The organism is Nocardioides sp. Z13_37 (genome assembly GCF_058355585.1).
This window is the reverse complement of the sequence record NZ_JBZGDV010000001.1, coordinates 736,312-747,134: the sequence shown is the minus strand read 5'-3', so window position 1 is coordinate 747,134 and position 10,823 is coordinate 736,312. Positions and strand designations below refer to the sequence as shown.

12 protein-coding genes and 1 pseudogene are annotated in these 10,823 nt (G+C 72.3%); 3 read left to right on the top strand and 10 right to left on the bottom strand.

Annotated elements, in window-relative coordinates; genetic code table 11:
- Window position 1: 1 nt before the first annotated feature.
- On the bottom strand, window positions 2-754 hold the full coding sequence (locus tag AC4H2S_RS03515) for a DUF881 domain-containing protein (RefSeq protein ID WP_491495568.1): 753 nt from the start codon (window positions 752-754) through the stop codon (window positions 2-4).
- Window positions 755-846: 92 nt separating this feature from the next.
- On the opposite strand from AC4H2S_RS03515, the gene AC4H2S_RS03510 reads away from it, so the two are divergent.
- Window positions 847-1,299: a cell division protein CrgA gene (locus AC4H2S_RS03510; protein ID WP_491495567.1), complete on the top strand. Its 453-nt coding sequence runs from the start codon at window positions 847-849 to the stop codon at window positions 1,297-1,299.
- 357 nt (window positions 1,300-1,656) lie between these two features.
- On the opposite strand, the gene AC4H2S_RS03505 is transcribed toward AC4H2S_RS03510, so the two are convergent.
- Together AC4H2S_RS03505 and AC4H2S_RS03500 are read right to left on the bottom strand one after the other, a co-directional pair.
- Complete coding sequence (locus AC4H2S_RS03505; RefSeq protein WP_491495566.1) at window positions 1,657-2,601, bottom strand: rhomboid family intramembrane serine protease; 945 nt, start codon at window positions 2,599-2,601, stop codon at window positions 1,657-1,659.
- Between the two features lie 51 nt (window positions 2,602-2,652).
- A complete protein-coding gene (locus AC4H2S_RS03500) occupies window positions 2,653-3,165 on the bottom strand; it encodes a peptidylprolyl isomerase (RefSeq protein ID WP_491495565.1) in 513 nt (170 codons plus the stop codon).
- Window positions 3,166-3,368: 203 nt separating this feature from the next.
- On the opposite strand from AC4H2S_RS03500, the gene AC4H2S_RS03495 reads away from it, so the two are divergent.
- A complete protein-coding gene (locus tag AC4H2S_RS03495; RefSeq protein WP_491495564.1) occupies window positions 3,369-4,181 on the top strand; it encodes a hypothetical protein in 813 nt (270 codons plus the stop codon).
- 116 nt (window positions 4,182-4,297) lie between these two features.
- On the opposite strand, the gene AC4H2S_RS03490 is transcribed toward AC4H2S_RS03495, so the two are convergent.
- The 7 genes from AC4H2S_RS03490 to leuE form a co-directional block, all read right to left on the bottom strand.
- Window positions 4,298-5,314 carry a 1-acyl-sn-glycerol-3-phosphate acyltransferase gene (locus AC4H2S_RS03490; protein WP_491495563.1) on the bottom strand — a complete coding sequence of 339 codons (1,017 nt, stop codon included), beginning with the start codon at window positions 5,312-5,314 and terminating at the stop codon, window positions 4,298-4,300.
- Window positions 5,311-6,141: a patatin-like phospholipase family protein gene (locus tag AC4H2S_RS03485; RefSeq protein WP_491495562.1), complete on the bottom strand. Its 831-nt coding sequence runs from the start codon at window positions 6,139-6,141 to the stop codon at window positions 5,311-5,313. Before AC4H2S_RS03485 ends, AC4H2S_RS03490 begins: the two co-directional genes overlap by 4 nt.
- Window positions 6,142-6,160: 19 nt before the next feature.
- The gene (locus AC4H2S_RS03480; RefSeq protein WP_491495561.1) at window positions 6,161-6,541 is read right to left on the bottom strand and encodes a DUF3817 domain-containing protein; all 381 of its coding nucleotides are present in this window, start codon (window positions 6,539-6,541) and stop codon (window positions 6,161-6,163) included.
- Between the two features lie 10 nt (window positions 6,542-6,551).
- Window positions 6,552-7,286 carry an SURF1 family protein gene (locus AC4H2S_RS03475; protein WP_491495560.1) on the bottom strand — a complete coding sequence of 245 codons (735 nt, stop codon included), beginning with the start codon at window positions 7,284-7,286 and terminating at the stop codon, window positions 6,552-6,554.
- Between the two features lie 25 nt (window positions 7,287-7,311).
- Window positions 7,312-8,583 carry an RNA polymerase sigma factor gene (locus AC4H2S_RS03470; protein ID WP_491495559.1) on the bottom strand — a complete coding sequence of 424 codons (1,272 nt, stop codon included), beginning with the start codon at window positions 8,581-8,583 and terminating at the stop codon, window positions 7,312-7,314.
- Between the two features lie 3 nt (window positions 8,584-8,586).
- Window positions 8,587-8,919 carry a YciI family protein gene (locus AC4H2S_RS03465; RefSeq protein ID WP_491495558.1) on the bottom strand — a complete coding sequence of 111 codons (333 nt, stop codon included), beginning with the start codon at window positions 8,917-8,919 and terminating at the stop codon, window positions 8,587-8,589.
- Between the two features lie 119 nt (window positions 8,920-9,038).
- Complete coding sequence (gene leuE / locus AC4H2S_RS03460; RefSeq protein WP_491495557.1) at window positions 9,039-9,710, bottom strand: leucine efflux protein LeuE; 672 nt, start codon at window positions 9,708-9,710, stop codon at window positions 9,039-9,041.
- A gap of 62 nt (window positions 9,711-9,772) precedes the next feature.
- On the opposite strand from leuE, the pseudogene AC4H2S_RS03455 reads away from it, so the two are divergent.
- Window positions 9,773-10,735 (top strand): annotated as a pseudogene (locus tag AC4H2S_RS03455) (IS481 family transposase); the annotation flags it as partial.
- Between the last annotated feature and the right edge of the window lie 88 nt (window positions 10,736-10,823).

Here is a 10,823-nt window from a genome sequence, read left to right as displayed (position 1 = left end):
GCTACTCCGGCATCGGGGTGGCGTAGGTGAGGTCGAGCAGGCCCTCGTAGGCCGGTGCGACGGCCGCGTCGACGGCGGTCATGTCCCACGTGACGCCGCCGCCGGGGATCGCGGTGTAGTCGCGGTAGACCGCGAGGATCGGGTCGGTGGTCAGCTGGGCCTCCATCGCGGCCGGGTCGCCGATGCCGACGATGACGTAGGGCGGGGAGTAGGGGATGCCGTGCAGCGTCACCTGGTTGCCCTCGCACTTGATGCCGGTGGTCGAGATGAGGCGCTGGCCCTGGATGGTGACGGCGACGGCCCCGGCGTTCCACATGGCGTTGGCGACGGCCTGGATGTCCTGCTGGTGCACGACGAGGTCGTTGGGGTTGCCCTCGTAGGAGGCGCGCGCCTCCTCGGAGGCGTCGTCGAGGGTGACCCGCACCGCCGGCCCGGCCTTCTCCGTCAGCCCCGCCGGGTCGACCAGTGTGGCGACCTTGCCCTGGACGCGGCGGACCGAACGGTCGCCGAGCTCGGTGCTCAGCGCCTCGACCTCCGCGTTGAGCGCGGACGCCCGTGCGGTCAGCTCGGCCGCCTCGTCGCGCTCGGCGCGGACCACGGAGGCCAGGTCGGTCAGGCGCCCGCCGCGCAGGTCGAAGCCGTCTGCCTGCTCGGCGCTCACCGCGAAGAGCGCCCCGCTGAGCAGCACCACCACCGGGGTCGCCACGCGCCACACGCGCCGGCGCCCGGGGGACGGGTGGGACGGGGACGGCATGACGACTACGCTAACCCCCCGTCGGGCGCCTGCCGCCCGCGACCGGCGTTCTGAGCTCGCCGTGACCCGCACACCCAGCCCCAGGAGCAGCAGTGTCGAAGTCCCCCACGATCACCTCTGCGGAGAAGACCTCGCTCTTCACCCCCAGGTTCCTGATCGCCCTGCTCCTCGTCGTCGTCGGCATCGCGTGGCTGGTCTTCTACTACGTCGAGGGCCGCGGCAACCCGACCGCGTTCCCCCCGGTCGAGGGCAGCCCCAAGGCGATGGCCGACCTCGGCAAGTGGAACTACGCGATCGGCTTCGGCCTGCTGATGCTCGGCCTGATGGTCTCGGCCCACCCCTCGACCCCGCTCGGCCGTGGCCGCGGCGTGGTGGTCGGCATGCTGGCGTGCTTCCTGATCGGCCTGCTGTGGATCTGCACCTTCTACGTCTTCTCCGACGACCTCTCCAAGCTGTGGATCCTCAACGACCTCGGCCAGTGGAACCTCGTCGTCGGCATCGCCTTCATGGCAGTCGGGTTCAGCTTCGCGACCAAGTGGGAGTAGGTTCTCCCCTGGCCCGGTGATCCGGGCCGATCGACATCCGTCGCCTCGAGCGGTGGGTGAGGCGCCTTCCTGGGGAAGGGGAGGCGTCTCTCCCACCGCTCGAGTCGTCTGTGGGGTCGTCGGCTCTCCACACTGTGGAGAACCCCTGTGGAGAATTACACCGGTGTAGTTGTCCACAGGTGTGTGCACACCTGTGCATGACGGACCTCCTCCTCCGGTGGCTGCTTGGTGCGTCATACGAACCCGCAGTCATGGGTGCCGCTACGCATGACGCAAGGGCCGGGAGCACGACGCCCGCACGCAGAAAGCCCCCGCCACCGTCGTACGACGAGGTGGCGGGGGCCGGAGAGCCGGCGCTCAGGCGAAGGAGGCGGCCCGGGCGAGCGAGATCGCGATGAGGGCGACGGCGAGGATGCCGAGCCCGGCCCACTGCACGACCGAGCGGTTCGACTTCGGCGCGTAGGCGATGATCGCGGCGGCCGCGATGCCGCCGAGGAGCCCGCCGAGGTGTCCCTGCCACGAGATCATCCGCCAGCCGACGACCGTGATCACGACGCCGAGCACGAGGTTCTGCACGAGCCACTGGGAGTTGAGCCGCGCCTTGCGGGCGGTGACGAGCAGGGCGCCCAGCAGCCCGAAGATCGCGCCGGAGGCCCCGACCGTCGAGCCGTACTCGAAGCTCAGCCACATCACCATCGCCGAGGAGGCGAGCCCGCTGACGAGGTAGACCGCCAGGAAGCGGCTGCGTCCGACGATCCCCTCGAGCGTCGGCCCGAGGATGAACACGGCGAACATGTTGAGCGCCACGTGCCAGATCTCGACGTGGGTGAAGACGCTGGTGATCAGCTGCCACCATGCGCCGTCGGCCACCCCGGGCACCTCGCGCGCCACGGCGCTGGTGCACACCGGGTGCGTCTGGTCGTAGATGTAGCCGTCGCCGGGCGCGCAGTAGCCGTTGGGCCGCAGCGCCAGCAGGTCGACCAGCTTGGAGCGGCTGCCGCCGGTGACAGCGATGGCCAGCCAGACGATCGCGTTGATGCCGATGATGACGTACGACGTCAGCCGCGGGTCGGCGCTGCGCTCGCCGCCGTACATGGCGCGGTTCTGGCGCGAGCCCTTGGCGGCCTCCTTGACGCAGTCGGGGCACTGGAAGCCCACGGCGGCGTCGCGCATGCAGTCGGGGCAGATCGGCCGGTCGCAGCGCTGGCAGCGGATCCAGGTCTCGCGGTCGGGGTGCCGGTAGCAGGTGGGCACCCCGGCCGCGGACTGGCCCGCAGCCGGCCCCTGGGGCGGCTCGGTCATGGCTGCGTCATGGCTGGGTCGTGTCTCGCGTCGCGGATCGGCGGCGGTGGGTCAGCGCTCGATGACGACCGACTCGATGACCACCGGCTCCTGCGGGCGGTCCATCGCGCCGGTGGGCGTGGTGGCGATCTTGTCGACCACGTCGCGGCTGGCCTGGTCGGCCACCTCGCCGAAGATCGTGTGCTTGCGGTTGAGCCACGGGGTGGCGGCCACGGTGATGAAGAACTGCGAGCCGTTGGTGCCCGGGCCGGCGTTGGCCATGGCGAGCAGGTAGGGCTTGTCGAAGACGAGCTCGGGGTGGATCTCGTCCTTGAACGTGTAGCCGGGGCCGCCGGTGCCGGTGCCGAGCGGGCAGCCGCCCTGGATCATGAAGCCGTCGATGACGCGGTGGAAGCCGAGCCCGTCGTAGTAGCGCTCACCCGACCGGCCGGCGTCGTCGCGGTACTCCTTCGTGCCCTCGGCGAGGCCGATGAAGTTCTCGACGGTCTCGGGCGCGTGGTTGGGGAACAGGTTGACGACGATGTCGCCCCGGTTGGTCTTGAAGATCGCCTTGGGGTCGGCCATGGAAGTGCCTCTCAGCTGTGGGTCTGGTCCATCTGTGGTGGCACGGCAGTCGGCTGCCGTCCGACTCGATCCTGCCACGTCGGACCCATCCGACGACCAGGCGGGCGACCCGTGACGGCGTGCGTTCCTGCCCACCCGGTCGGGGCTGGTCGCGTCAGGGTGGCCGTGGTGAGATGGACCCACACTGACAGAGGAGGTCACGCATGCCTTTCGGCCGCAAGAAGTCCCTGATGGACCGCGCGCAGGACTACGTAGAGCAGCTCTCGGAGACCGTCACCGACACCGTCATCCCCCAGCTGGAGTCGACGTGGGAGCAGGCGGTGGACAAGGCCGGACCCGCGCTGGCCGACGCGCGCCAGAAGGCCCAGCCGCTGGTCGAGGAGGGACGCACCCGCGCGAGCGAGGCGGCCGCCGCCGGCGCCGCGCTCGCCGCCGTGAAGGCCGCCGAGGCGCGCGAGAAGGCCGGCCCGCTGCTGGCCGAGGCCAAGGTCAGCGCTGCGGAGAAGGCGGCCGCCGCTGCCACGCTCGCCGCCGAGCGCGCTGCCGAGGGACGTGACCTGGCCGTCGCCAAGGTCAACGAGCTGCGGGGCGTCGAGCCCGAGCCCAAGGGCGGCAAGCTCAAGAAGCTGCTGCTCGTCAGCGGTCTGCTCGCGGTCGGCGGCTTCGTCTTCAGCAAGCTCCGCGCCAAGCGGGACGCCGACGCCAACTGGCAGTCGACCTACGTGCCGCCCGCGCCGCCGAAGTCGGCCACGACCACGATGGCGTCCCCGCCGCCGACGCCCGCCTCCCCGGCGAGCACCTCGGCCGCACCCGGTGGCGACCCGCTCACCGACCCGCTGCCCGACGACGTCACCGCTGACGACGTCGTGACCGCGGAGCCCCCGGCCACCGACGACACGGGCGGCGGCGCCCCGGGCGAGGCGATCAGCGACTCGGTCGAGGAGGCGCACAGCCCTTCCGACCCCGACCGCCCCGCCGAGGTCATCGACATCGACGACGTGCCGAAGAAGGGCTGACACCCAGCCACACCGCGATCGGGCGGTGCGTGAGCGGCCCCCACCGGGAGCCGCCTCACGCACCGCCCGTCTGCGTCTCCGGCCCCAGCGCGGGCTCCGGGCGAGGTGGAAATGGCTCAGACCGGCTCGGGACGGTTGGCCTCGATCCAGTCGTCGATGCGCTCCCACCAGTGGTAGAGCCACTCGATGCGCTCGTCGCGGTCGGCCGGGATCTCCTCACGGGCGACCCGCCACCAGCGCATGGTGATCTGCTTGTCCATCGGCAGCTCGCGCCAGACGTCGGCGACGGTGAGCATGTGGTCGAGCCCGGTGTGGGCCACCATCAGCACGTCGGCCTCGGGTGCGGCCTCGAGCGCGGCCAGTACGCCGCCGGGGCGGGGGGCCAGCACGTGGGTCATCTCCTCGGCACGCACCGCCATTCGCTCCAGGCCGAGCCGGCGCAGCCGGGCGATGGCGCGGTCGCGGCGCGCCGGGGTGAAGTTGCCGCCCTCCGGGAAGATCACGAACGCGTCGTTGACGTCGAGGCCCGCGGCGAGCGAGGAGATCTGCGACTCGAGGTCCTCGCCGGCAGCGGGGTTGGGCGAGATGAAGCGCGCCGGGATCCGGTTGAGGATCACGTCGATCGCGGGGTCCCAGGCGAGGGTGTTCTTCAGCACCACGCGCGGCTCGCGGTGGTACCAGTGCAGCAGGGCGTACATCAAGATGAACGAGTCGCCGGGCCCGGCATGGCGGCACATCACGAGCACCGGGCCGTCGGGCACGCGCGAGGGGTGCGGCCCGTCGGTGCGGATGCGGAGCGCCAGCACCCGGCGGGCCTCGCGGAAGAACACGATGAGCGTGCCCTGCACCAGGTCGTAGTGGATCCCGGAGAAGTAGGGCGAGCGGATCCGCCAGCCGAAGCCGCTCGCCAGCCACAACCCGAACAGCACGGCGAGCAGCAGGCTCTCGAAGGTGGCGTAGAGCAGCACGAGCCACAGCACGCGCAGCGCCCGCCACCGTCCCGGCAGCAGGGGCGACAGCGCGGCCGCCACGAGCAGCCACGCGGGCATCGTGACCCACAGGAGCACCGTGAGGGCCACCACCGCCGGAGCCACGACCAGGCGCCGCAGCGCCCAGACGAGGGGGCGTCTCACGACGGTCCGAGCTCGGCGTCGAGGTAGGCGCGCGAGGCGGCGTACGTCGCGTCGATGCGCGCCTGGACGCGGGAGAAGTCTCGGTGGGCGAGCAGCGAGTCGTCGCGCGGCGAGGTGCCGGCCGCCGGGAGCACGTGGGCCTCCACGCCGTCGGGGATCGTCGCCATGTCGCGGGTGAAGCGGTGCCGGCGGGCCACCTCGAAGCTCACGCGTGCGACCTCCCACGGTCGGGTCGGCACGCGCAGCGGGCGGTCGACGCGCCCCACCTGCAGCACGAAGACGCGGGTGGCGCCGAGCTCGACGGCCCGCCCGACCGGGATGGAGTTGACCAGCCCGCCGTCGAGGAAGTGCTCGCCGTCGACCTCCGCGGGCGGGAGCAACCCGGGAACGGCCGCGCTGGCGAGGATCGCCGGCACGAGGGGCCCGCTGGTGAACCAGTGCTCGGCGGCCCGCTCGATGCTGGCGGCGCAGACCTCGAGGTGGACCGGGAGGTCCTCGAAGCGGAGGTCGCCGAGCTCCTCCTCGAGCCGCGCGCGCAGCGGCTCCGAGGAGTAGATGTGGGTGCCGCTGGAGACGGCCCGCCGGACGGTGCGCAGCGGGCGGTCGCCGTAGACGTCGCGCCCGCGCGCGGTGGCCGCCCACAGCTCGGTCAGCCGGTCCACCACCGCCGGCTCGGGGCGCCTGGCCACCATCGCGCCGTTGAGTGCGCCGACGCTGGTGCCGAGGACCAGGTCGGGGACGATGCCGCGCTCGAGCAGCGCGCGCAGCATGCCGACCTCGACCGCGCCGAGGACGCCGCCGCCGCCGAGGACGAACGCGGTGACCATGGCTCGACCCTAGTGAGGATCAGGCGAGCTCGGGGTGTTCGGCGCGCACGCGCTGGGTGGCGCGGTGCTCGGCCCAGAACGACAGCACGGGGATCGTGCCGCACAGGAGCGTCACCAGGGTGAACGGCAGGTCCCAGCCCGCGCGGCGCGAGAGCAGGAACGCGCTGAAGAGGAAGATCATGTAGAGCCAGCCGTGGGCCACGCCGAGGTAGGTCGTGATCAGCTCGCCCACGTGCTGGGCGTCGGAGCCGGGGGTGACCCAGGCGGGCGTGCTGTCGAAGATTCCCCACATGGGGGAGCCGTCGAAGTTGGCCAGCGGCACGCCGATCAGGCAGAGCACCACGAGCAGGACCCCCACGATGGAGGCCATGACGCGGTAGACGGTGAGGTTGCGGGACACGTCGGTCAACCTATCCAGCGCTCGGAGAGCGCATGTCGGGAGCGGAAGCGGTGGCATCGCGCCGCCAGCGCCACCAGATGTAGGCGGCGAAGGCCCCGAAGACCCACCACTCGGCGGCGTAGAGGAGATTGCGGATGCCGGTCGAACGGCTCGGCTCGGGCAGCGACGCCAGCTCGGCCTCCTCGAGGCCGGGGCCGGGCTCGTCGCTGATGATGAACGCGGACCAGAGGTCGACGTCGACGCGCTGGACGGCGTCGGCGACGCGGATCTCGGGGAACACGTCGTCGTCGGGGTCGTCGTCGGTGACGACCGTCGCCTCGGGCGCCTGCAGCCACCCGGTCACCTCGGCCTCGCCCGACACGGCGAGCAGGTCGGGGTCGGGCTCGGCCGCCCACCCACGTACGACGAGCACCGCGGCGTCGCCGGTCTGCAGCGGCGCCACCGCCCAGTAGCCGGGCTCGCCGGACCCCTCGCGGTCGGCGACCCAGAAGCCGCCGTCGAGCCACCGGCCCGACACCTCGACCGGGCGGCCGAGGTCGGAGGCGCGGAACGGGTCGTCGTTGCCCATCACGTCGGTCAGTGGCACCGGCGCGACGTCGGTCAGGTCGCGCGCCTCGGCCGCGCGGTCGGCCTCGAAGGCGTCGTACTGCCACTTGCCGAGCATCCCGGCGATCCCCACCAGCACGAGTGCCAGTGCTGCTGCCCCGATGTCGGTCAGCAGGCTCGGGCGGCGCGGGGCGGTCACGGCCTCGATTGTCCCAGCCGCCCGGTCACCCGCCCCCGGCGCCTGCCAGCTCGTCCCGCCTGCGAGTGAGGTACGCCATCTCGGCGCGGTTGCCGGCCAGCCCGATCGCCCGGTCGTAGGCCTCGCGCGCCTCCGCGCTGCGGCCCATGCGGCGCAGCAGGTCGGCGCGAGTGGCGTGGAGCGCGTGGTAGCCGGCCAGCGCCTCGGCCACCGCCTCCACCTGGGCCAGCGCGACGTGGGGGCCGTCGAGCTCGGCGACCGCGATCGCCCGGTTGAGCCTCACGATCGGGGACGGGTCGAGACGCGCGAGCTGGTCGTAGAGGGCCACGACCTGCGACCAGTCGGTGTCGCGGGCGTCGGCGGCGTCGGTGTGGACGGCGTTGATCGCGGCGAGGAGCTGGTAGCGCCCGGGCGCGCGGCCCGAGGCGAGGCGCTCCCGCACCAGCGCGTGCCCCTCGGCGACGAGGGTCCGGTCCCAGGCACCGCGGTCCTGCTGGTCGAGGGTGACCAGCTCGCCACCGGCGGAGACCCGGGCGTCGCGACGAGCCTCGGTCAGCAGCATGAGGGCGAGGAGCCCGGCCACCTCGCCGTCGTCGGGCAGCAGCTCGCGCACCAACCGCGTCAGCCGGATCGCCTCCGCTGTCAGGTCGGCCCGCACCGGCTCTGCGTCGGCGCTCGTGGCCAGGTAGCCCTCGTTGAAGACGAGGTAGAGCACCGCAAGAACGCCGTCGACCCGGGCGGGCAGGTCGGCGGCGTCCGGCACCCGCCACGGGATGCGCGCGGCACGGATCTTGGACTTGGCGCGGGTGATCCGCTGCGCGACCGTCGTCTCCTGCACCAGGAAGGCGCGCGCGATCTCCGCGACGGTGAGTCCGCCGACCAGGCGCAGGGTGAGGGCGACGCGCGCCTCCGGCGCCAGCGCGGGGTGCGCGCAGGTGAAGAGGAGCCGCAGCCGTTCGTCCGCGACGGCTCCGGTGGGCTCGGGGGGTCCGGCGTGCTGGTCGGTGAGCATGTGGGCCTGCCTCTGCTTGGCCTCGCGCCTGCCCTCGCGGCGCAGGCGGTCGAGCGCCTTGTTGCCGGCCGTGGTGGTCAGCCAGGCGCCCGGGTTGGGGGGCACGCCGTCGACCCGCCACCGCTCGACGGCGGTCGCGAACGCCTCGGCGGCGGCCTCCTCCGCGACGTCGAGGTCGCCGAAGCGCCGCGCTAGGGCGGCGACCACCCGGGCCCACTCGTCGTGGTGGACCCGGGTGAGGACCCGGTCGGCGTCAGCGTCGGCGTCGGCGTCGGGATCGGCCACGGGTCAGGCGACGCCGCCGAAGGGGCGGACCTCGATCTTGCGGTGGCAGGCGCGCGAGGCGTCGACCGACAGCGCGAGCGCCGCGTCGAGGTCGTCGGCGGTGAGCACCCAGAAGCCGGCGAGGAACTCCTTGGACTCCACGAAGGGCCCGTCGCTGAACACCGGCTCGCCGCCACGGCTGTCGGTCACGGTCGCGTCGTGCGCTTCGGTGAGGCCGCCAGCGAAGACCCAGCGGCCCTCGGCCCGCATCCGGTCGTTGAACGCGTCGATCGCGCCGGGCGCGGAGTCGTCGGCGGGGTTGTCGGTGTCGCCGATGACGCTGAGGAGGTAGTGCATGTCGGTCTCCCGTTGTCGGTGGCCGCCCCTGTCGGACGGCCTCTCACCCCTACCACGAACGGCGTGACCGGGATACGACACCGCGCGACGCCGGGTTTCCTCCGGTCCCTCGCCCGGCGTCAGGCCGAGGCGAGGGCGAGCTTGACGGCGAACCCGACGAACACCGCGCCCACGGCCGACGTCGCGCCCGCCGAGAGCGCCCGCCGCCGCCGGAACGCCGCGGCGAGGTGGCTGCCGGCGAAGATCAGCACGCTGAGGTAGGTCGCGCTGGCCAGCGTCGCCAGCGAGCCGAGCACCAGGAACGAGACCACCGGGTGGGCGTAGGCGGGGTCGACGAACTGCACGAAGAACGCGACGAAGAACAAGATGGCCTTCGGGTTGAGCAGGCTGATCACCAGCGCGCGCCGGTAGGGGCGCTCGCCCCGTGCCTGCGGCTCGACGCCGGCCTCCTGCGCCGCGTCGGCGATCTGCTCGGCGACGGGTACGCGCGAGCGCCAGGTCGTCCAGCCGGTGCGCAGCATCCCGACCGCCAGCCACAGCAGGTAGGACGCGCCCGCCCACTTCACCACTGCGAACGCCGCCGGGTTGGCCTGGAGCAGCGAGGCGACCCCCGCGGCCGACAGGGTCATCAGCACCGCGTCGCCCGTCCACACGCCCGCCGCGCCGGCGTACCCGCTCCGCACGCCGCGGCGCGCGGCGACGGACAGGACGTAGATCGAGTTCGGTCCCGGCAGCAGGATGATGAGGATGAGCCCGACCAGGTAGGTCGGGAGGTCGGTGATGCCCAGCACGGCACCAGTGTGCGACCCCGGAGCGCCCGCGCCCAGCGGATTCCGGGCTGTGGAAGCGATGTCACACCGCCCTGCGCGCAGCTGCTGAGCGGTACGACGTGTCCTGGCCGACCGCGAAGCGGTGGGCCGAGCGCTACCGCCAGCTCGGACCGGACGGAATGGGTGATGCGTCCTCACGCCCACATCACTCGCCGAACCGCGTCCCCCAACCGATGGTCCGCAAGATCGTGCACCTGCGCTGGAAGCACCGGCTCGGACCCGTGCAGATCGCCGACCGGGTCGGTCTGGCTCCCTCGACGGTCCACAAGGTCCTGGTCCGGTGCCGGCTCAACCGCCTCACCCACGTCGACCGAGCCACCGGTGAACCCATCCGCCGCTACGAACACGACCACCCCGGCTCCCTGACCCACGTCGACGTCAAGAAGCTCGGCAACGTCCCCGATGGTGGTGGCTGGCGTTACGTCGGACGGCAGCAAGGACGCCACAACAGGCAGGCACCGCCGGGCAAGCCACGCAACCAGTGGCACCACGCCAAGATGGGCACCGCGTTCGTGCACACCGTGATCGATGACCACTCCCGCGTCGCCTACGCCGAGATCCACGACGATGAGACCGCCGCGACCGCTGCCGGTGTGCTCCACCGCGCCGTGGCCTGGTTCGCCGCCCGCGGTGTGATCGTCGAACGCGTCCTGTCCGACAACGGGTCGGCCTACCGAAGCTTCCTATGGCGCGACACCTGCGCCGACCTCGGGATCACTCCAAAGCGCACCCGTCCTTACGGGCCGCAGACCAACGGCAAGATCGAACGCTTCCACCGCACCATGGCCCAAGGCTGGGCATTCAAGAAGTTCTACAACTCCGAATCAGCCCGCCGAGCAGCTCTGCCAGCATGGCTCCACCAGTACAACCACCACCGGCCCCACCCCGCAATCGGAGGATCAGCGCCGATCAGCCGCCTGACCAACCTCACCGATACACCTAGGTGCGAAGGGTTCCGTGTCGGCCTTCGAGACTTGCGGCCATAGACCACGCGGAGGAGTCAAAGCCGCAGGGTGCGCCGCCGCGCCACGAAACCGCAAGCGGATCCGCTACTGGGGAGCGGCAGCACGTGCG